At 71.9% G+C, this 19,495-nt stretch carries 19 protein-coding genes; 8 read left to right on the top strand and 11 right to left on the bottom strand.

Features of this window, described 5'->3' with window-relative positions; genetic code table 11:
- Positions 1-17: 17 nt before the first annotated feature.
- Positions 18-563 carry a 50S ribosomal protein L17 gene (gene rplQ / locus ABD091_RS05415; protein WP_343916176.1) on the top strand — a complete coding sequence of 182 codons (546 nt, stop codon included), beginning with the start codon at positions 18-20 and terminating at the stop codon, positions 561-563.
- A gap of 79 nt (positions 564-642) precedes the next feature.
- On the opposite strand, the gene ABD091_RS05410 is transcribed toward rplQ, so the two are convergent.
- Positions 643-1,023 carry a DUF805 domain-containing protein gene (locus ABD091_RS05410; RefSeq protein WP_343916174.1) on the bottom strand — a complete coding sequence of 127 codons (381 nt, stop codon included), beginning with the start codon at positions 1,021-1,023 and terminating at the stop codon, positions 643-645.
- An 86-nt stretch (positions 1,024-1,109) separates the two neighbouring features.
- Between ABD091_RS05410 and ABD091_RS05405 the strand changes: the two genes are divergently transcribed.
- The gene (locus ABD091_RS05405; protein ID WP_343916172.1) at positions 1,110-2,021 is read left to right on the top strand and encodes a PfkB family carbohydrate kinase; all 912 of its coding nucleotides are present in this window, start codon (positions 1,110-1,112) and stop codon (positions 2,019-2,021) included.
- Positions 2,022-2,165: 144 nt separating this feature from the next.
- Here ABD091_RS05405 and ABD091_RS05400 read toward each other — a convergent pair whose 3' ends face one another.
- The 3 genes from ABD091_RS05400 to ABD091_RS05390 are packed head-to-tail and all read right to left on the bottom strand — an operon-like array spanning position 2,166 to position 4,733.
- Positions 2,166-3,836 (bottom strand): NAD(P)/FAD-dependent oxidoreductase, encoded by a 1,671-nt coding sequence (locus tag ABD091_RS05400; protein ID WP_343916170.1) that lies wholly within the window; start codon positions 3,834-3,836, stop codon positions 2,166-2,168.
- 31 nt (positions 3,837-3,867) lie between these two features.
- Positions 3,868-4,359, bottom strand: coding sequence for an SRPBCC domain-containing protein (locus tag ABD091_RS05395; protein WP_343916168.1), 492 nt, complete (start codon positions 4,357-4,359; stop codon positions 3,868-3,870).
- Complete coding sequence (locus tag ABD091_RS05390) at positions 4,356-4,733, bottom strand: ArsR/SmtB family transcription factor (RefSeq protein WP_343916166.1); 378 nt, start codon at positions 4,731-4,733, stop codon at positions 4,356-4,358. The genes ABD091_RS05395 and ABD091_RS05390 overlap by 4 nt, the downstream gene beginning before the upstream one ends.
- Before the next feature lie 102 nt (positions 4,734-4,835).
- On the opposite strand from ABD091_RS05390, the gene truA reads away from it, so the two are divergent.
- Positions 4,836-5,642: a tRNA pseudouridine(38-40) synthase TruA gene (gene truA / locus ABD091_RS05385; RefSeq protein ID WP_343916164.1), complete on the top strand. Its 807-nt coding sequence runs from the start codon at positions 4,836-4,838 to the stop codon at positions 5,640-5,642.
- Complete coding sequence (locus tag ABD091_RS05380; protein ID WP_343916162.1) at positions 5,639-6,250, top strand: class I SAM-dependent methyltransferase; 612 nt, start codon at positions 5,639-5,641, stop codon at positions 6,248-6,250. Before truA ends, ABD091_RS05380 begins: the two co-directional genes overlap by 4 nt.
- A gap of 13 nt (positions 6,251-6,263) precedes the next feature.
- Here ABD091_RS05380 and ABD091_RS05375 read toward each other — a convergent pair whose 3' ends face one another.
- Positions 6,264-6,677 (bottom strand): ArsI/CadI family heavy metal resistance metalloenzyme, encoded by a 414-nt coding sequence (locus tag ABD091_RS05375; RefSeq protein WP_343916160.1) that lies wholly within the window; start codon positions 6,675-6,677, stop codon positions 6,264-6,266.
- 79 nt (positions 6,678-6,756) lie between these two features.
- Here ABD091_RS05375 and ABD091_RS05370 point away from each other — a divergent pair, with 79 nt between their 5' ends.
- Positions 6,757-7,113 (top strand): ArsR/SmtB family transcription factor, encoded by a 357-nt coding sequence (locus tag ABD091_RS05370; RefSeq protein WP_343916158.1) that lies wholly within the window; start codon positions 6,757-6,759, stop codon positions 7,111-7,113.
- 1 nt (position 7,114) lies between these two features.
- Here ABD091_RS05370 and ABD091_RS05365 read toward each other — a convergent pair whose 3' ends face one another.
- Positions 7,115-7,873: a class I SAM-dependent methyltransferase gene (locus ABD091_RS05365; protein ID WP_343916156.1), complete on the bottom strand. Its 759-nt coding sequence runs from the start codon at positions 7,871-7,873 to the stop codon at positions 7,115-7,117.
- A gap of 38 nt (positions 7,874-7,911) precedes the next feature.
- Here ABD091_RS05365 and mgrA point away from each other — a divergent pair, with 38 nt between their 5' ends.
- Together mgrA and ABD091_RS05355 are read left to right on the top strand one after the other, a co-directional pair.
- Positions 7,912-8,955 carry an L-glyceraldehyde 3-phosphate reductase gene (gene mgrA, locus ABD091_RS05360; protein WP_343916154.1) on the top strand — a complete coding sequence of 348 codons (1,044 nt, stop codon included), beginning with the start codon at positions 7,912-7,914 and terminating at the stop codon, positions 8,953-8,955.
- A complete protein-coding gene (locus tag ABD091_RS05355) occupies positions 8,952-9,437 on the top strand; it encodes a GNAT family N-acetyltransferase (protein WP_343916152.1) in 486 nt (161 codons plus the stop codon). Before mgrA ends, ABD091_RS05355 begins: the two co-directional genes overlap by 4 nt.
- A gap of 81 nt (positions 9,438-9,518) precedes the next feature.
- Here the strand turns inward: ABD091_RS05355 and ABD091_RS05350 are convergent, their stop codons facing one another.
- On the bottom strand, positions 9,519-10,637 hold the full coding sequence (locus ABD091_RS05350; RefSeq protein WP_343916150.1) for an acyl-CoA dehydrogenase family protein: 1,119 nt from the start codon (positions 10,635-10,637) through the stop codon (positions 9,519-9,521).
- Positions 10,638-10,644: 7 nt separating this feature from the next.
- Positions 10,645-11,799, bottom strand: a complete 1,155-nt coding sequence (locus ABD091_RS05345; RefSeq protein ID WP_343916148.1) for an acyl-CoA dehydrogenase family protein — start codon at positions 11,797-11,799, stop codon at positions 10,645-10,647.
- 70 nt (positions 11,800-11,869) lie between these two features.
- Between ABD091_RS05345 and ABD091_RS05340 the strand changes: the two genes are divergently transcribed.
- Positions 11,870-13,555 carry an ABC-F family ATP-binding cassette domain-containing protein gene (locus ABD091_RS05340; RefSeq protein ID WP_343916146.1) on the top strand — a complete coding sequence of 562 codons (1,686 nt, stop codon included), beginning with the start codon at positions 11,870-11,872 and terminating at the stop codon, positions 13,553-13,555.
- Positions 13,556-13,559: 4 nt separating this feature from the next.
- On the opposite strand, the gene ABD091_RS05335 is transcribed toward ABD091_RS05340, so the two are convergent.
- Genes ABD091_RS05335 through ABD091_RS05325 form a run of 3 tightly spaced genes read right to left on the bottom strand, consistent with a single transcriptional unit; the run spans position 13,560 to position 19,462 of the window.
- Entirely contained in the window at positions 13,560-13,973 is a 414-nt protein-coding gene (locus tag ABD091_RS05335) for a hypothetical protein (protein WP_343916144.1), read from the bottom strand.
- Positions 13,974-13,997: 24 nt separating this feature from the next.
- A complete protein-coding gene (locus ABD091_RS05330; RefSeq protein ID WP_343916142.1) occupies positions 13,998-16,457 on the bottom strand; it encodes a hypothetical protein in 2,460 nt (819 codons plus the stop codon).
- Entirely contained in the window at positions 16,454-19,462 is a 3,009-nt protein-coding gene (locus ABD091_RS05325) for a hypothetical protein (protein ID WP_343916141.1), read from the bottom strand. The genes ABD091_RS05330 and ABD091_RS05325 overlap by 4 nt, the downstream gene beginning before the upstream one ends.
- Between the last annotated feature and the right edge of the window lie 33 nt (positions 19,463-19,495).

The following is a 19,495-nucleotide window of genomic DNA, read 5'->3' as shown; positions in this document are numbered from 1 at the left end:
GAGAATCGAGAAGAAGAATGCCTACCCCCAAGAAGGGCGCCCGCCTCGGCGGCAGCCCGGCGCACCAGCGGCTGATCCTGTCGAACCTGGCCACCCAGCTGTTCGAGCACGGCCGGATCACGACCACCGAGACCCGGGCGCGCACGCTGCGCCCGCTCGCGGAGAAGCTGATCACCAAGGCGAAGAAGGGTGACCTCCACAACCGTCGCGAGGTCCTCAAGACCGTGCGCGACAAGTCGGTCGTCCACACCCTCTTCACCGAGATCGCGCCGACGTTCGCCGAGCGGCCCGGCGGCTACACCCGGATCACGAAGATCGGCCCCCGCAAGGGCGACAACGCCCCGATGGCGGTCATCGAGCTCGTGACCGAGCCCTACACGCCGAAGCCGGCCACCTCGAAGAAGGCCGAGACCACCGAGGCACCTGCCCCGGCCCCGGTTGAGGACGAGGCGCCCGCCGAGGAGACCCCGGCCGAGGACACCACCGAGGAGACGACCGACGAGGTCGCGACCGAGGAGTCCACGGACGAGGAGTCCACGGACGAGGAGTCCAAGGACGCCTGAGGCACCCGATCAGCCGAACGGCCCGTCACCCCGCGAGGGGTGACGGGCCGTTCGTCGTCCGAGAGGGACCGCGCGCGGGTCAGGCGGCGGCGGGTTGGGCCTTCGGGCTGGGACCGTGCTCGTTGTCGCCGTGGCTGTCCTGGACGAACCAGATGATCAGGATGATCCAGCCGACCAGCGGGATCAGGCCGACCAGGATCCACCAGCCGCTCCTCGAGATGTCGTGGAGGCGGCGTACGCCGACCGCGAGGCTCGGCAGCAGCAGGGCCAGGGACGCGAGGCCGCCGATGACGCCGGTGCCGGTGCCCATGTCGGTGCCGAGGAGGTTGTCGAGGATGCTCGCGACGATGCTGACGAGCACGTTGAAGAGGAAGAAGTACCAGTACTCCGAGCGGCGCGCGCGGCCGGCGAAGTCGGCGTACTTCGAGAGACACGTGCGGACGGCCGTGGTGAAGTCCATGGGAACCTCCGTGGGGACTGGGACGGGTCACGCCATTCCTCGACACGGTAGTGGGCAGGCGGCCTCCGATGCGATAGGCATAGCCCATGTCCGGAGCGGCGCTGGTGGTGGGAGAGTCCCTCGTCGACATCGTGCGCGGCGGTGACGGCAGCACCACCGAGTTCCCCGGCGGGAGCGCCGCCAACGTCGCGGTGGCCCTCGCGCGCCTCGGCCGCGACGTACGGATGGCCACCAGCTGGGGTGACGACGAGCGCGGCCGGACCCTGGCCGACAGGCTCGCTGCCGACGGCGTCGCCCTCGCCGCCGACCCCCACGCGGTCGGGCACACCTCGACCGCGCTGGCGACGATCGGGTCCGACGGGGCCGCCAGCTATGAGTTCGACCTGGCCTGGCGGATCAACGAGGTCGACACCTCGCCGCCCACCCCGGTGGTCCACACCTGCTCGCTCGGGGCCGTGCTGACCCCCGGGTGCGACGACGTGCTGGCCCTGCTCGGACAGCTCCGCGGGACGGCCACCGTCAGCTATGACGTCAACGCGCGGCCCGCCATCACCGGGACCGGGCCGGAGCTGGTCGCCCGGGTCGAGGCGGTGGCGGCCCTCAGCGACGTCGTCAAGGCCAGCGACGAGGACCTCGAGGCGCTCTACGACGTCGCCGACCCGCTCGTCGGCGCGAAGCGGCTGCTGGCCCTCGGTCCGGCGGCGGTGGTCGTCACCCGGGGCCAGCACGGCGCGACCTGGCTCAGCAGCACCCTCGAGGTCGACGTCGCCTCGGTCCCGGTCGTGGTCGCCGACACCATCGGGGCCGGTGACACCTTCTGCGCCGGTGTGGTCGACGCGCTCTGGGCGCGCGACCTGCTCGGCGCCCAGCGCCGCGACGCCCTGGTCGACGTCGACCGCGCCGCCGTGGTCGAGGTGCTGGCGCACGCCGCCCGGGCCGCCGCCATCACGGTCGGCCGCCCCGGCGCCGACCCGCCTTACCACCACGAGCTGGGCTGACGTCCCGGGGCGTCGAGTCGCGGGTCTGTGACCCGTGAGTCGCGCGGATGTGCGCGGTCCGGGTCACCCGGGCGCGACTGGAGCGTCACACATCCGCGACTCGGCGGTCACCAACCCACGACTCGACGGCCACCCACCCACGACTCACACTTGGGCGGGGCCGGGCTCCAGCCAGGAGTGGACGAGGGAGACGACGGTGGCGCCCTCGCCGCTGGCGGTGGCCACCCGCTTCATCGAGCCGGAGCGGATGTCGCCGGCGGCGAAGATGCCGGGGACCGTCGTGGCGAGCTCGGGCGGGGGCACGCCGTCGTACCAGGCGTCCTGCGGGACGTCGCGACCGGTGAGGACGTAGCCCCGGGCGTCGCGTGCGACCTCGTCGGGGAGCCACTCGCAGTGCGGCTCGGCGCCGAGGAGCAGGAACAGGCCGCGGACCTCGCGGCGGTGTCGTTCCCCGCTCTCGACCTGCTCGAGCTCGACCCACGCCAGCTGGTCGTCGCCACCGCCGTCGACGACGCGGCTGCTGCCGAGGACCTCGATGCGCGGGTTGTAGTCGATCTCCGAGATCAGGTAGTGCGACATCGTCGCGGCCAGGTCCGGACGGCGGACGACGATCGTGACGCTCCGGGCGAACCGGGCGAGGTGGACAGCGGCCTGGCCGGCGCTGTTGCCGCCGCCCACCACGACCACGTCGGCGTCCTCCATGCCGCGCGACGCCGTCATCGCGGCGCCGTAGAAGACCCCGCGACCGGAGAACTCCTCCAGCGACGGCACGCCGAGCCGGCGGTAGGTGACACCGCTGGCGATGACGACGGCGCGGGCGCGGACGTCGCCGCCCTCGGTGCAGACCACGTGGGGGGCGCCGTCGACCCCGGGCTCGAGCCGCACGACGGGCCAGCCGGTGAAGAAGCGGGTGCCGAAGCGGATCGCCTGGTTGCGGGCGCGCTGCGCCAGCCGCATCCCGGAGATGCCGCGGGGGAACCCGAGGTAGTTCCGGATCATCGAGCTCGTTCCGGCCTGGCCGCCGATCGCCTCGGTCTCGACCGTGACCGTCGACAACCCCTCCGAGGCGCCGTAGACGCTGGCGGCGAGGCCGGCCGGCCCGGCGCCCACCACGACCAGGTCGACCACCTGGTCGACCTCGATGTCGTCGGGGCGGCCGTAGAACTGCATCGCGACGTCGCGCACCGAGGTGACCTGGGCGGGCGGCTTGTTGAACGGGTCGAGCACCGGCCAGCCGGTCGGCTCCCCGTCGAAGCGAGCCAGCACCTCGCGTCCGACCTCGCTGTCGGGCTCGTGGACCCGGTGGGGCATGCCGATCCGGTCGAGGTAGTCACGGACCGCGAGGGTCAGCACGTCGTTGGTGGGGGAGACCACCCTGACCGACTCGACCTCGGGCGCGGCCACGGTCGCGCCCCAGTCGCTGAGCAGCTCGACGATCGCCGTGTGGAACTCCTCGTCGCGGACGCCGCGCGGCATCAGCAGGTAGGCGTCGTACTTGCCGAGCGCCATGCCGGGTCGCAGGCCCTCGGCGTCGGTGCGGAACCGCTCCCAGTGGGCGACGACCACGCGGCGGGCGGTCGGCACCAGCTTGCGCATCTTGTGGACCGCCTCGAAGACGGTGGCGTCGGGGAGGACGGACTCGACGACGAACAACGCCACCTGGCTACCGGCCTCGCGGAGCTCGACCATGCAGTGGTAGGCCTCGAGGGCCGAGCGGCAGCAGCGGACGTCGTACTCCCGGGCGTAGCGGGAGAACTGCTGCTCCAGGACGTCGAGGTGGTCCTGGGAGATGAGCACGATGGCGGGCTGGGGCACGCGACCAGCATGCCCCGCCCCGCGAAACGCGTCACCCCTCGGCGAGCATCCGGTCCAGCTTCGCGTAGCCGTCGTGGACGCCGACCTCCATGCCGCTGGCGAGCATCGCGTCGCGACCCTCGATCGAGTCGCAGAGCGACTGGGCGTGGAGCCGGGTCCAGCCGTCGCCGAGGTCCTCGAAGGTCATCGTCTCCAGCGCGATCGCCTCTGGCATCTCCTCGAAGCAGAAGGTCTGGACGATCCGGTCCTCCCCGACCTCGGGGAAGGTGCCGCGGAAGGCGAACTCGTGGCCGCCGTGCTCGGCGACGTAGCGGTAGGAGCCGAGGGTGCGGCAGTCCCACTCGTCGATCCGGGTCGTGGTGGTGTCGGGGCCGACCCACCGCTGGAAGAGGTCGCGGTCGGTGTGGGCACGCATCAGCTGGTCGACGGTGCCGCGGAAGTCGCGCGTGATGCGCACGATCGGGAGGTCGGGGACCGCCTCGATGGTGGCCCGGGTGATGTGCTGGGTGGCGGTGGTGCTCATGATGCGGTTCCTCCCTGGGTGTTGTCCTGCGTCTGGTCGGTGCGGTCGTTCATCTCGTCGAGCAGGGCGTCGAGGCGGGAGAAGCGCTCCTCCGCCTGGCGCTGGTAGCGCTCGATCCACTTCGTCATCAGGTCGAACACCTCGGCTTCCAGGTGGACCGGGCGGCGCTGGGCCTCCCGGGTGCGGGTGACGAGGCCGGCGTCCTCGAGCACCTTGAGGTGCTTGGAGACCGCCTGGAGGCTGACGTCGTACGGCGCCGCGAGGTCGCCGACGGTGGCGTCGCCCTCGGTGAGCCGGGCGACCATGTCGCGCCGCGTGGGGTCGCTGAGTGCGGCGAACACCCGCGAGAGCTGGTCGGTCCGCTGGTCGGACATGTCACTCTTCCTCAACTGATCGGTTGACAATGACGGTAGCGACCGCCCTCGACCCTTGTCAACCGTCTGGTTGAGGAGAGGGCGACCGTAGGATGGGCGACCGTGCGGCTGCGGATCGACCTGTCCTACGACGGGACCGACTTCCGGGGCTGGGCGACCCAGCCGGCGCTGCGCACCGTCCAGGGCACCCTCGAGGCGGCGCTCGCCACCGTCCTGCGCGTCCCCGAGGCGCGCGTCGTGTGCGCCGGCCGCACCGACACCGGTGTCCACGCCCGCGGCCAGGTCGTCCACCTCGACCTCCCGGACGGTGCGTCCCACGACGACCGCCTGCTGCGACGGCTCAACGGTGTCCTGCCAGCCGACGTCCGGGTGCGGGCCGTGGAGGAGGCTCCGGACGGCTTCGACGCGCGGTTCTCGGCGACGTGGCGGCGCTATGCCTACCGTGTGGCCGACCGCCCCGGGCTGGTCGACCCGCTGATCCGCGGACACGTGCTCGCCTGGCCGCGCCCGCTCGACCTCGACGCGATGAACGCGGCCTGCCAGCCCCTGCTCGGCCTCCAGGACTTCGCGTCGTTCTGCAAGCAGCGCGCGGGCGCGACGACCGTGCGGACCCTGCTCGACCTGTCGTGGTCGCGGGCCGAGGACGGCCTCGCGGTGGCGACCGTGAGGGCCGACGCCTTCTGCCACCACATGGTCCGCTCCCTGGTCGGCTGCCTGCTCGCCGTCGGCGACGGGCGGCGTACGCCGGACTGGGCGGCCGCCGTGCTCGGCGCGGCGCAGCGTGACCCCGCCGTCGCCGTGGTGCCGGCCCACGGGCTGGTGCTCGAGGAGGTCGGCTATCCCGGCGACGTCTCGGGCCTGCTGGCGCAGGCCGAGCGCGCCCGAGCGAAGAGGGAGTCCCTGTCGTGAGCCAGGATCCGGAGCAGGACCACTACTTCAGTGCCGACCCGGAGGCGCCGTTCAAGCGGGAGTCGTTCACCTGCGAGGTGTGGGGCCACGAGCTCACCCTCGAGTCGGGGTCCGGTGTCTTCAGCAAGGGCCACCTCGACCATGCGACCGCCATCCTCTTCCGTGAGACCGAGCCGCCGGCCCAGGGCCAGTTCCTCGACCTCGGCTGCGGCTACGGCGTGATCGGGCTGGCGATGGCCCGGGCCGTCCCGCTGGCCAACGTCACCGCCGTCGACGTCAACGAGCGGGCCCTCCTGCTGGCCAACGACAACGCCCGCGCGCTGGGCGTTGCCGGTCGCTTCGTCGCCGTCCGACCCGACCAGGTCCCCTCCGACGCGACCTTCGACGAGATCTGGTCGAACCCGCCGATCCGGATCGGCAAGGACGCCCTCCACGAGCTGCTGCTCGCGTGGCTGCCGCGGCTGCGGCCCGGCGGCCGGATGGTGATGGTGGTCGGCAAGAACCTCGGTGCCGACTCGCTCCAGCGCTGGCTGAACGACCAGGATTGGCCGACGACGCGTCTCGCGAGCGCCAAGGGTTTCCGGGTGCTGGAGACGCGCCGGGCCTGAGCGGCGCCGCAGGTCAGGCGCAGCAGCTGGCCTCGCCGTGGGTCTCGCACGCCATCTGGTCGGCGTCCTCGAGCACGGTGTAGACCTCCCACTGCTCGCCGTGCGGCGTGCCCTCGACCCAGAACTTGTCCTGGCGGGCGTAGCAGCAGGTCGTGTCGCGCTCGTCGTACGACGCGAGGCCGGCCTCGGTGAGCCGGCGCTGCTCGGCGTCGACCGTGGCGGTGTCGGCCACCTCGATGCCGAGGTGGTTGAGCGAGCCACCGTGGCCGGGGTTCTCGATGAGCACGAGCTTCAGCGGCGGCTCGGCGACCGCGAAGTTGGCGTAGCCCGCGCGCTTCTTGGCGGGCTCGGCCCCGAGGAGGGCGGAGTAGAACGCGATCGAGGCGTCGAGGTCGTCGACGTTGAGGGCGAGCTGGAGTCGGGACACGGTGGTCTCCTTCACTAGACATTGATGGTTGTCGATGTGTGACCTTGCCCCACACATCGACATCTGTCAATATCTTTCCGTGCCCGAGATCCTGTCGCTGACGCCCGTCGACGCCGTCGCCTGCTGCCCGCCGATGGCGACGACGCCGCTCACCGAGGAGTCGGCGGCGGTCCTCGCCCCGATGCTCAAGGCGCTCGGCGACCCCGCCCGGCTGCGGCTGCTCTCGCTCGTCGCCTCCCACGAGGGGGGCGAGGCCTGCGTGTGCGACCTGAACGACGCCTTCGACCTCAGCCAGCCCACGATCAGCCACCACCTCAAGGTGCTGCACGGCGCCGGGTTGCTGACCCGCGAGAAGCGCGGGGTCTGGGTCTACTACCGCGTCGACTCCGACGCGCTGGCCGCACTCGGCGGGCTGATCGCCGGGGCCGGACGCTGAGTCAGACGGTGCCGCGGGCGCACCACGCCTGGCCGACCACGGTGAACGGGGCGTGGCCGAGCCGCCCGGCGCACGCGGCACGGATCCGCTCGCGACGCTCCTCCGGCTGCGCGGCGTAGAACTCGCCGGCGGGACCGACGCCGTGGGTGAACGGCTCCCACCACGACTCGAAGTCGCCGAACTCCAGCGACACCTCCAGGGCGCCCTCGCGGACGTCGGAGAGGCCGCACTCGTCGAACAGCGTCACGAGCTGCCCGCGGGCGGTGCCGATCATGGTGTTCTCGCCGGTGGCCTCGGGGACCACGTCCCGCACGCCGCGCCAGAACGGTGTCAGCGGCCCGACGCCGTCCGCGTGCTGCCACACGGTGGCGGCGACCGTGCCGCCCGGTCGGGTCACCCGGATCATCTCGGCCACCCCGACACGCGGGTCGGCCATGAACGAGACGACCAGGTTGGCCAGGGCGGAGTCGAAGGTGTCGTCGTCGAAGGGCAGGTCCTCCGCGGGCGCCACCTCGGCGCTGACCGTCGGCAGCCGCCGGCGCAGGGCGTCGACGAAGTCCGGCATCGGGTCGGCGGCCGCGACCGTGCCCGAGCCGACGCGGTCGACCAGGACGGCCGCGAGCGCCCCGGGGCCGCTCCCGACGTCGAGCACCCGCATCCCGGGCCCGATCCCGGCCCAGTCGGCGAAGGCGTCGGCCAGCGGGGTCGAGAACCGGCCCATGAAGCGGTCGTACGCCTCTGCGCTCACGGCGAAGCCCATGTCGCCACGCTAGCCCTGGTGCTGGCAGGCTGGAAGCCATGACCTACGAAGCAGCCGAGAACCGTTATGACGACCAGATGGACTACCGGTTCACCGGTCGCAGTGGACTGAAGCTCCCGGTGCTCTCGCTCGGGCTGTGGCAGAACTTCGGCACCGACCGGTCCGAGGAGACGCAGCGGGCGATCCTGCGCCGCGCCTTCGACCGCGGCGTCACCCACTTCGACCTGGCCAACAACTACGGCCCGCCCTACGGCCGCGCCGAGGAGAACTTCGGTCGCTACCTCAAGGACGACTTCGCCCCCTACCGCGACGAGCTGGTGATCTCGACGAAGGCCGGCTACGACATGTGGCCCGGGCCCTACGGCCAGGGCGGTGGCTCGCGGAAGTACGTCCTCTCCTCGCTCGACCAGTCGCTGGCCCGGATGGGGCTCGACTACGTCGACATCTTCTACAGCCACCGCTTCGACCCGGAGACGCCGGTCGAGGAGACGATGATGGCCCTCGACGCCGCGGTCCGGTCGGGTCGGGCGCTCTACGTCGGCATCTCGTCCTACTCGGCGGAGAAGACCGCCGAGGCGGCGACGATCGCCCGCGAGCTCGGTACGCCGCTGCTCATCCACCAGCCGTCCTACTCGATGCTCAACCGCTGGATCGAGGCCCCCCAGGGCCAGCAGAGCCTGTTGGACGAGCTCGAGAAGCAGGGCATGGGCTGCATCGTCTTCACCGCCCTCGCGCAGGGCCTGCTCACCGATCGCTACCTCAACGGCGTGCCGTCCGACTCCCGGGCCGCGCGAGAGAACTCCTCGGTCGCCGGCCTCGACGACGACGTGCTGCGCCGGGTGCGTGCGCTCAACGAGATCGCACAGCGGCGCGGCCAGAAGCTGGCCCAGCTCGCGCTCCAGTGGGCGCTGCGCGACCCGCGCGTCACGAGCGCCGTCATCGGTGCCTCCAGCGTCGAGCAGCTCGACACCAACCTCGACGCCGTCGGGGGCGCACCCCTGACCGAGGAGGAGCTCGCCGACATCGACAACTACGCCGTCGAGTCGGGCATCAACCTCTGGGCGAAGGCGACCGAGGAGTGAGCGACTCCGTCCTCCGGCCGCTGGGGCCGGGCGACGTGGACGATGTCGTCGCCCTCAACGATCGCTTCGTCCACCTCACGGCCCCGATGCCCCACGAGCGGGTGCGGGAGATGGCCGAGACCGGAACGGTCGAGGTCATCGTCCACGGCGGCCGGTTCGCGGGCTTCGTGATCACGGCGATGAGCGGCTCGGGCTTCGCGAGCGAGAACTTCGACTGGTTCGCCGGCCACTACGACGACTACTGCTACCTCGACCGGATCATCGTCCACGAGGACGTACGCCGGGCCGGCCTCGGGCGTCGGGTCTACGACGAGATCGAGGCCCGCGCCGCGCGAGCGGTGCCGGTGCTGACCCTCGAGGTCAACATCGATCCGCCGAACGAGCCGTCGCTCGCGTTCCACGCGGGACGCGGGTTCGAGCAGGTCGGTGAGCGCTTCATCACCGACCACACGGTCGGGATGATGGCGAAGCGGCTGGCCTGACTGGCTAACGTCGGATCCGATGCGCTCCACACGCGTTGTAACCCGTGGGAAGCGCATCGGATCCGACGTTAGCCACGAAATTCAGCCCAGCGGCTCGACCAGGCCGTGGTCGTCGATGCGGTCGGCGAGGCGGCGCAGGTGGACGCCCCCGTCGCCGAGCAGGTGGTCGAGCAGCGTGAGCTGGGCGACCAGGCTGCCGACGGAGTACTCAGCCGTCATCGCGATGCCGCCGTGGAGCTGGATCGCCTCCTGACCGACGTGTCGGCCGCCACGGCTGGCCTGGAGGCCGACCCGGGTGGCGGCGTCGGCCAGGGCCTCGGCGTCACCGGTCGCGACGACCATGGTCGCCCAGTCGACCATGCTCTGCGTCAGCTCGAGCGAGACGTACATGTCGGCCGCGCGGAACGTCAGGTCCTGGAAGGTGTTGAGGGTGACCCCGAACTGCTTGCGGCTCTTGAGGTAGTCGGTCGTCGCCGACAGTGCCGTCCGCATCGCCCCGAGCGCCTGGTTGGCGGCCATCACCCGGCCGAGGTCGAGGACCGTGGCGATGCTCGACGACAGGTCGCGCCCGGCCTCGCCCAGCGGGGTCGCGGGAGTCGCGTCGAGATCGACCCGAGCGGCGCGGCTGCCGTCGTAGACGGGGTAGGCCGTGACGGTGGCGTCGGCGGGGTCGACGAGGAAGGCGCCGGTGCCGCCCTCCGGCAGCGCCGCGGTCACGACGAGCACCGAGGCGGAGCCGCCGTGGAGGACCGGCTCCTTGGTGCCGCTCAGCGTCCAGGCATCCCCGTCCTGCGAGGCCGTGACGGGTGAAGCGGGCTCGTCGTGGGCGAGGGCCGGACGGCCCTCACCCTCGGCGAGCGGGCCGATGACGTCCGCCCGCTGCTGGTCGGTGCCGCACGCCGCGACCAGTCCGCCGGCCAGCACCACGGCCGCCAGGTAGGGCTCCGGCGCCGCCACCCGGCCGAGCTCCTGGCACACGATGCCGATCTCGACCGGTCCGGCACCGACGCCGCCATCGGCCTCGGCGAAGGGCAGCCCGAGCAGCCCCATCTCAGCCATCCGCGCCCACAGCTGCTCGTCGTGGCCGGGGTCCTCGGCGGTCACGGACCGCCGGTGGTCGTGGTCGGCATAGGTCTTGCCGACCAGGCCGCGCACGGCGTCACGGAGGGCGACCTGCTCGTCGTCGTAGGAGAAGTCCATGTCGTCCTCAGAGTCCCAGGATCCGGCTGGCGACGATCTGTCGCTGGATCTCGTTGGAGCCGCCGTAGATGGAGGCCTTGCGGTAGTTGAGGTAGCGCGGCGTCGTCCGCCGCTGCCACGCCGGTACGCCGGAGTCGTCGCCCGCCCCGCTCGCCAGCGACCCGCTGCCGGCGAGGTCGACGGCCAGCTCGCTGACGGCCTGCTGGAGCTCGGAGCCCTTGAGCTTGAGCACCGACGAGGCCGGGTGCGGCTCGCCGTCCGCGGAGTGCGCCGCGACGCGGAGCGCAGTCAGCTCCAGGGCCAGCAGCTCGTTCTCCAGCTCGGCGACGCGGGACCGCGACAGCGGGTCGTCGGCGAGCGTGTCGGCGGCGAGCTCCTTGAGCCGGGCGAGGGCCCGCTTGGTCGCGGTGACCGGTGCGACGCCGACCCGCTCGTTGCCGAGCAGGAACTTGGCCATCGTCCAGCCCTGGTTCTCCTCGCCGACCAGCAGGTCGCCGGGCACGCGGACGTCGGAGAACCAGACCTCGTTGACCTCGAAGCCGCCGTCGATCAGCTCGATCGGCCGGACCTCGACGCCGGGCAGGCTCATGTCGATGAGCAGCATCGAGATCCCGCGCTGCTTCTTGGCCTCCGGGTCGGTGCGGACCAGGGTGAAGATCCAGTCGGCGTGCTGGCCGAGGGTGGTCCACGTCTTCTGGCCGTTGACGACCCAGTCGTCGCCGTCGCGGACGGCCGTCGTCCTCAGTGACGCGAGGTCGGAGCCGGCGTCGGGCTCGGAGAAGCCCTGCGCCCACCAGATCTCGGCGCTCGCCGTCGGCGGCAGGAACCGCTCCTTCTGCTCCTGGTTGCCGAAGTGGGCGATGACCGGACCGATCATCGAGGCGTTGAAGGCGAGCGGGGGAGGGACGCCGGCGCGCTGCATCTCGTCGTACCAGATGTGGCGGCGCAGCTCGCTCCACCCGCGGCCGCCCCACTCCTCGGGCCAGTGGGGCACGGCGAGATCGGCGTCGTTGAGCACGCGCATGGCGGTCACGATGTCGTCCTTCGACAGCTCCTCGCCCTCGATGACCCTCTGCCTGATCTCCTCCGGCACCTCGGAGGTGAAGAAGGTCCGCATCTCCTCGCGGAACGCCTGGTCGTCCTCGGACAGCTCCAGCCTCATCGGCTCTCCTTGCTCCTCAGCGTCGATATCGGGATGCGCGCAGCGCGGTGGCTCCCTGACAATCTGACACATGGGCCATGTGGACGTCGCAGGAGTGCGCTACGAGCTCCCCGACGGGCGGGTGCTGCTCGACGACGTGTCCTTCCGTGTCGGCGACGGCGCGAAGGTCGCGCTGGTCGGTGCCAACGGCGCGGGGAAGACGACGCTGCTGCGCATCATCACCGGCGACCTGGTGCCCCACGCGGGTGTCGTGACCCGCACCGGCGGTCTCGGGGTCATGCGCCAGATGGTCGGCCACGGGCTGGGGGAGCGCCCGACGGTTGCCGACCTGCTGCTGTCGGTCGCGCCGGCCCGCGTGCGGACGGCGCACGCCGAGGTGGACCGCCTCGAGCTGGCGCTCATGGAGACCGACGACGAGAAGACCCAGCTCGACTACGCCGGCGCGCTGGCCGAGTACGCCGATGCCGGGGGCTACGACCTCGAGGTCACCTGGGACGTCTGCACGACCGCCGGGCTCGGCGTCTCCTACGACCGTGCCAAGTACCGCGAGCTGCGGACGCTCTCGGGCGGGGAGCAGAAGCGGCTGGTGCTGGAATACCTGCTCCGCGGCCCCGACGAGGTGCTGCTCCTCGACGAGCCCGACAACTTCCTCGACGTCCCCGGCAAGATCTGGCTGGAGCAGCGGATCGCCGCGTCGGAGAAGACGATCCTCTTCATCAGCCACGACCGCGAGCTGCTCGACAACACCGCCACCCGCGTCGTCACCGTCGAGCTCGGTGCCGCCGGCAACCTGGTGTGGACCCATCCCGGCGGTTTCTCCAGCTATCACGAGGCGCGCAAGGACCGGTTCGCCCGGCTCGAGGAGATGCGCCGCCGTTGGGACGAGGAGCACGCCAAGCTCAAGGCGCTGGTGCTCCGGATGAAGATCAAGGCGGAGTACAACGACGGCATGGCCTCGCAGTACAAGGCCGCCCAGACCCGCCTGAGGAAGTTCGAGGAGGCCGGCCCGCCCATCGAGCAGCCGCGGGAGCAGCAGGTGAAGATGCGGCTCAAGGGCGGCCGGACAGGCAAGCGCGCCGTGGTCTGCGAGGACCTGGAGCTCTCCGGGCTGATGAAGCCCTTCGACCTCGAGGTCTGGTACGGCGAGCGCGTGGCCGTGCTGGGCAGCAACGGGTCGGGCAAGTCCCACTTCCTACGGCTGCTGGCCGCGGGCGGCAGCGACCCGGACGTCGAGCACCAGCCGATCGGCGACGTCCCGGTGAAGCCCGTCGACCACACCGGTCGCGCCAAGCTCGGCGCCCGGGTGCGGCCGGGCTGGTTCGTGCAGACCCACGAGCACCCCGAGCTCGTCGGCCGCACGCTGCTGGAGATCCTCCACCGCGGCGACGACCACCGGTCCGGGATGGGGCGCGAGCAGGCGGCGAGGGTGCTGGACCGCTACGAGCTGGCGCACGCCGGCGAGCAGAAGTTCGAGTCGCTCAGCGGAGGCCAGCAGGCGCGGTTCCAGATCCTGCTGCTGGAGCTCTCGGGCGCGACGCTGCTGCTGCTCGACGAGCCCACCGACAACCTCGACGTGCAGTCGGCCGAGGCACTGGAGGAGGGCCTCGAGGCCTTCGAGGGCACGGTCCTCGCAGTCACCCACGACCGCTGGTTCGCGCGTGGCTTCGACCGTTTCTTGGTCTACGGCGCCGACGGCTCGGTCTACGAGTCCGACGGCCCGGTGTGGGACGAGGGGCGGGTCTCCCGCGCGCGGTGAGGGGTCAGGCCAGGCGCCAGACGCCCGGCTCGTCCTTGGTCAGCTGGCCGTCCTTCACGAGGGCGGCGCGGGCCCGCCGGGCGGCGTACTGCCACCGGGGCTCGCCGGACGGCGTGAGCTCGTGGTCGCCCGAGGCGAACTGGCCCTCCAGACGCTCCTCGATGCGCCCCAGCGCCTGGTCGGCCGGCAGGGAGCCGCCGGCGTCCTCGAGGACCTGGAGCACCAGCGGTGCCAGTACCTCGGGCGGCGTCCACCGGCGCACGACCGGCTTGGTCGCCTTCACCCGCGGCGCTGCCTGCTTCCGCGGCCGCGGCGTCGTCGCGGGCTTCGCCGCCGCCGACGCGGGGGTGGGTGCGGGTCGGCCGTGCACGCACTGCGAGAGGGGCAGGTCGCAGAAGTCGCAGTAGTCCTCGCTCATCGCTCCCGAGGATACTCAGGCTCCTCAGCGCGCCGTGAAGCGCTTCCAGGTGCCACGGTCGGCCGCCGTCCGGTCGTCGCCGTCGAAACGCGCCCGTACCCGGTAGGTCGCACCGGACCGCAGGACGGGGGTGCGGAACGACGAGCGCCCGCGGTCGTCCGTGACCCGGCACCCGGTGGTGCGCACGGTGCGCCAGCCGTCACTCGTACGTCGGTCCAGCCGGTGGTTCAGGCACATGCCGGCGTAGCCGGGGTCGGCGACCGCGACGACGCGAGCGCGCTCGTCACCGGTCGGCGACGTGGCGACCCGACTGGTGAGCGTGGTGGGCTGCTGCTCGACCACCACGCGGACGGCCACCTCGTCACGGCTGTGCCGCCAGTCCCCGGTGAAGCGCACGTCGTAGTTCATCGTGCCGGGCGAGGTGGCGAAAGCAGGAACGGTCGTCAGCTCGAACGTGCCGTCGGCACGCACCGTGGTCGAGTCGAGCTGCTCTCCGCTGCGCGAGAGCGTGATGACGCGTCCCTCGGGCGTGCTGCCGTCGCCGAGCGCGAGAGTGCCCGCCAGGGTCAGGGACCGACCTGCCACGGGCCTGGAGGTCGCGACCTCTGCCGTGAGCACACTGAGCCAGGGGGTGACCACGGTCGGCGCCTCGGCCGTGGCGCCGAGCGTGGTCGCGTCACCCGGGAAGCGGAAGTGGATGGCGCTGGTCCCCGCGCCGAAGGCGCCCGTGGTCAACGTGGCGGTGCCGGAGTGGTCGGTGGTCAGCGTGCCGCGCTCGGCGTCCCCGCCCTCCCAGGCGGTGTAGTCGAGCACTCTGCCGGCCGCGGACTGGCCGTCGATCAGCAACGTGGCGGTCCACGTCCCGGTCTCGCCGGAGAGCAAGCGGTCCGGCCCCGTCGTGGTCATGACGGCGGTTCGCCAGCTCAGCGTGGTCGTCGCGGTGGTGTGCTGCATCGGGTCGAAGCCGTAGCGCACGCCGAACCTCACCGTGACCTCGAGACACCGCGGGACCGGTGTGTCGTAGCGGAAGATGCCGTCGTCGTCGGTGGAGACGATGCCGGAGAAGGAGCGGTTCCCGCAGTCCCACTCGACGGTCACGGCCTGGTCCGGCACGGGTCGACCGTCGGTGTGGAGCACCGTGCCCTCGTAGCGGAGCGTGTCGACCGGCGCAGCCTCAGCGGGTGCTTCCACCGAGATGTTGCTCTGCCGGCTGAGAGGGGTGCGTACGGACGCGGCGGCCGCCTCGTGGAACGCACTGCCTGGGAACACGACCTCCACCTGGTAGTCGTCGACGACGATGTCGACGGACCACGAGCCGTCGCCGGTCGTGGTCGCGGTCGTCAGGAGCCCGCTCGGCGCGCGCACCTCGACCGGGGCGTCGGCGATGCCGGTCCCGGCACCGTCGGTGAGTCGGCCCTGCACGGTCCACGTGCCGCCCGGGCTGACAGCCTCGTCCGGGTCCGGGTCCTCCACGTCGAGCCGGGACGTGGCCGGGGCCAGCGGGTCCGCCACCCTCATCAGGGTCACGGGCTCGCTGCCGGCCACGGCCAGGGCGGCGCCGCCCTCCCACAGCGCCTGGCGGACACCCGGTGGGTCGTCGTCGGTGCGCCACGTGCGCACCACCTGCGCCGCGGCGAGGTCGTAGACCACCAGGCCGGCGGTGGCCGGGACGGCGAGGAGGCCGGTGCCGCCCACCGCAGAGTCCGCGAGCCGAGCACCGTCGACGGTGGGAGGGACCCAGGTTCCTATGGACGCCAACGTCTCGGTGGACAGCACATCCCCCGAGGCCTCGAGCAGGCCGCTGCCGTCCGGTGTGCTCCCGATGACGAAGACACCGTCGACCTTGGCCAGGAGCTCGTCCGTGGCGGCATCGATGATGCCTGCGTCGTTCGACGAGAGGTATCGCTCCTGCCAGAAGAACCGGGTCGTTCCGGGGACCTGCTGGAGCCGTGCGGAGTAGACCCCCGAGGCGGACATCGCCCGCGAGGGCTCGACGTTCCCGGTCGACGGGTCGAGGACCCAGAGCTGGTCGAACTGGCCGTCGCAGGAGTCGGTGAGCACGTAGACCTTGCCCGCGACGGCGAGCAGCTCCCCGGGGCACGTCAGGTCGCCGCCGAGCGGGAAGTAGGTGACGTCGTAGGGCGCAGAGGTGGACACCCTCGCCAGCTCCCCCTCGGTCCTCAGCGACACCCAGAGGTGGTCACCGGAGGCGTCGAGCGAGAGCTCTGACGCCCCGGGGAGCCTGGGGAGGAGGGTGGACTCGCCCGACGTGAGGTCGACGGCCGCAATCCGCCCCTCCGCATGGCTCGACACGTAGGCGAGGTGGCGGACCGGGTCGACGACGGTGTCGTTCGCGCGGGGCAGCGGAACCTCGATCGTGGTGGCGACGGGGTCGCTCGTCGCGGCGCCGGCCCCGGGAGCACCGGCCAGCGTCGCGGTCGTGGCCACGGTCGCTGCCAGGAACATGCGCATCGTCGTGCTCAACGCGGCCTCCTGATCTTGAACGTCAGGAACGCGCCGCGGGTGAGGGCGTTGATGCCGTCGTTGCGGGTCACCGCACGCACCCGCCAGGTCGTGCCGACCGGTCTCCGTCCCGATCGGTAGGTGGCGGTGCCGTCGCTGTCGGTGTCGCGGCAGCCGATGATCCTGGGCGAGGTCCACGAGCCGTTGCGGCGTCGCTGCTGCTGCTCGTGGACGACGCAGACGCCCTCCCGTGGTGGGACGATGTCGGTGACGACGCGTGGCCGCGTCCGCGGCGAGACCAGCCACGCCCCGTCGCGTCTCGCCCAGCTGCCCTTCAGCCTGCTGGACATACGCAGTCGGACTTGTCGCTCGACCCTGGCGGTGGCACCGGTGCGGTCCAGCGTCTCGGACAAGGTGGCACTCAGGGTGCTGGTCGTGAGGAGCTCGACATCGACCGAGACGCCTGCACCGGTGATCGGTCCCTCGTGGAGCACGGTCTCGGGGCCTTCCGCGGGGTCCGCCACGAGGGTGAGGGTCCCGTCGGTGTCACGGTCGGTGCGCACGGTGACCGTGGCCAGGTCGCCGGCGACGTACTTCTGCTGGTCGGTGGAGAGGGTCAGCGCGACCGGCAGCTGCTCCACGACGTCCACCGACGTCTGCGCCTCGGTCATCGCGTAGCGGGCGTCGGCAAGCCGGGTCACGGTGTAGGTGACCCGGCCCGCCTGCGGTGGGCGATCGGTGAAGCCGAACGAGCCGTCGGGCTCGACGTCCACCCACGGCAGCCCGGTGACGTTGCCGTCCGGCTCGGTGCGCCAGACCCGGAGCTGACGGTCGTCGACGTCGTCGGCCAGCTCCGCGCTGACGGTGCCGCTGAGACGTACGGGGTGGTCCGCCGACACCTCGTCGCGGTCGGCCACCACGGTGAGCGAGGAGGTCAGGGGTCGGACGTCGACCACCTGCGAGCCGGCGCTGGTTTCGTGCCGGTCGTCGCCCGGGAAGGTGAGCTGGACGAGGTGGTCCGGATCCCACCGCGCAGGTGCGACCTCGGTGCGGACGGACCCCGTCTGGTCGGTCACGCCGATCACGGTCCCGGTGGCGCGCCCCAGCCTGATCTCGGCACCGACCACGGCGTCGCCGTTCTCGTCGAGCACCTGGCCCGTCATGGAGATCGGCTCCGTCACGCGGATCGAGGTGGGGGTGGCAGACACGCTGAGCACGGTGTCCAGCTTCCGGGCGTGGACGAGGTGGTCGGAGGTGGCGGGGAGGACCGAGGCCTCGCCCGCGAACCGCCAGGTCAGGTTGGTGGTGAACGGGACCGGAACGTCGACCGACGCCCGCCCCTCGGCGTCGGTCACCCGCTCCCACGAGCCTCCCTCGGTGCTCGTGAGGGTGAGCGTGCGGCCAGCGGCAGGGAGGCCTCGCACGAGGAGCCGGGCGCGGGTGGTGGCCGTGTCGCCCACGACGACGTCCGTGGGAACCGTGACCTCGAGCGAGGACGAGCCCCAGGTCACCGTCGTCGACTCCTCGGTCGACGACGGCAGCGTCATCCCGGTGCGTTCGTGCAGGGCGAGGTACTCGACCTCGAGGCACGCCGGGGGCTCGTCGTCGAAGGTCACGCGCCCGTCCGGCCCGGTCGTGACCGTGGTCAGCGGCGTCCAGGCGTAGTCGTCGTGGCAGCGACGGTGGAGCGTCACGTCGTAGCCGGGCACGTCCGCCCCGCGCCCGGTCCTGAGGTGGACCGACACGGGCAGCGGGTCCGACGGGTCGACCTGTCGTGGAACCCCGAGAGTGAGCAGCGTGTCGGCCGGCGGCGGCTGGACCGTCGACTGGCTCACAGCCGGAGGTGTCTGTGCGTTCCCGGGCCAACGGGCCACGAGCGTGGTCGGCTCCGGGAAGTACACGCTGGTGGAAAAGCGTCCCTGGTCGTCGGTGACGGTCTCGACCGGGACGACACCACGTCCGGTCAGCGACACGGGCTCGCCCGCCAACGGGGCACCGTCCGCCATGAGGGTGCCCGTCACGGGCGTCGCGCTGAATCCGTCGTCGGGAAAGGGCCGCTCGAGGACGAGCTCCGCCGACGGCACGCCCGGATCGTCCTCGAGGAACAGGGCTGTGCGGGTCATCGAGGTCGCCGCGACGATCGTGCTCCCCGGTGTGGCGGTCACGCCCACGACGAACCAGGAGTCGGAGTCCCATGGGCGGAGCGTGTGCACCGGCGCGCTCGACGCGAGGTCGACGACGTCGAGACCGTAGTCGGCCACGAGCAGCGACTCACCCCGGACGTCCAGGTTCGGCGTCACGTCGCGGTTCGGCTCGGCCTCACCGGAGGACGCGAAGGCCCGCAGGGTGTCCAGATCGCGCACCCGGACGATGTCGTCCGTGCCGTCGAGCAGCACCTTGGTGCCGTCGGAGGAGACCAGCGGCTGGCGGTACTCGAGGTAGGGCACGTCGCGCTCTGCGATCACACCCATGGTCGTGGTGTCCACGACAGCCAGGTGGTCGCCGGACCAGTACAGGACCCGGTGCCGGCCCGGCACCCCGATCGGCCGGCCCTCGGCCAGCGGGTCCCGGGGGCTCCCGTCGACGGCATCGAGAGCACGGTAGGGCGAGCTCGTGTGGCAGCCGTCGTAGAGATGGATCAGCCCGTCGGCAGCCGCGACATCGGTCGGGCAGCTGTTCGTTCCGAGGTCCAGCGTCCGCGTGGTGAGGGTGGTCGTGTCGATGATGCTCACGGCGTTGTCCCACACGGCGTAGGCGTGCTCTCCGGTCGGATCGATCGCCAGGTCGCGGGGGTAGCCCCCGACCGGCACCTGGGTGACGGTTCCGGTCACGGTGTCGGCAACCTGCACGCCCTCGTAGCCCCGGGTCCACACCGTGCCGTTGACCGGGTCCGGGACCACGTCAGCCACGACGAGAGGGAGGTCGATCCGGCCGTCGTCCATGCCGGTGTCGGCGGCGGCCGGGGTGAACCCCAGCGTCGTGATTCCGAGGGTGAGGCAGACGAGGTGCGCCAGACGTCCTGCCACGTGCTTCCCCCGCCACCGTGCCGGGCTCCCACG

Origin of the sequence: Nocardioides aestuarii (assembly GCF_039527245.1) — a bacterium.
GTDB classification, from domain to species: Bacteria; Actinomycetota; Actinomycetes; order Propionibacteriales; family Nocardioidaceae; genus Nocardioides; species Nocardioides aestuarii.
Note: the sequence above shows the minus strand (reverse complement) of the source record. Positions and strands in the feature narration are given on the sequence as shown.

Bases quoted from the DNA above. Each gene is read 5' to 3' on its own strand.
- ABD091_RS05350 (WP_343916150.1), bottom strand. From the start codon at position 10,637: ATGGACTTCTCCTACGACGACGAGCAGGTCGCCCTCCGTGACGCCGTG.
- rplQ (WP_343916176.1), top strand. From the start codon at position 18: ATGCCTACCCCCAAGAAGGGCGCCCGCCTCGGCGGCAGCCCGGCGCAC.
- ABD091_RS05395 (WP_343916168.1), bottom strand. From the start codon at position 4,359: ATGAGCACCACCGCCACCCAGCACATCACCCGGGCCACCATCGAGGCG.
- ABD091_RS05405 (WP_343916172.1), top strand. From the start codon at position 1,110: ATGTCCGGAGCGGCGCTGGTGGTGGGAGAGTCCCTCGTCGACATCGTG.
- ABD091_RS05390 (WP_343916166.1), bottom strand. From the start codon at position 4,733: ATGTCCGACCAGCGGACCGACCAGCTCTCGCGGGTGTTCGCCGCACTC.
- ABD091_RS05335 (WP_343916144.1), bottom strand. From the start codon at position 13,973: ATGAGCGAGGACTACTGCGACTTCTGCGACCTGCCCCTCTCGCAGTGC.
- ABD091_RS05340 (WP_343916146.1), top strand. From the start codon at position 11,870: ATGGGCCATGTGGACGTCGCAGGAGTGCGCTACGAGCTCCCCGACGGG.
- ABD091_RS05365 (WP_343916156.1), bottom strand. From the start codon at position 7,873: ATGGGCTTCGCCGTGAGCGCAGAGGCGTACGACCGCTTCATGGGCCGG.
- ABD091_RS05410 (WP_343916174.1), bottom strand. From the start codon at position 1,023: ATGGACTTCACCACGGCCGTCCGCACGTGTCTCTCGAAGTACGCCGAC.
- mgrA (WP_343916154.1), top strand. From the start codon at position 7,912: ATGACCTACGAAGCAGCCGAGAACCGTTATGACGACCAGATGGACTAC.
- ABD091_RS05345 (WP_343916148.1), bottom strand. From the start codon at position 11,799: ATGAGGCTGGAGCTGTCCGAGGACGACCAGGCGTTCCGCGAGGAGATG.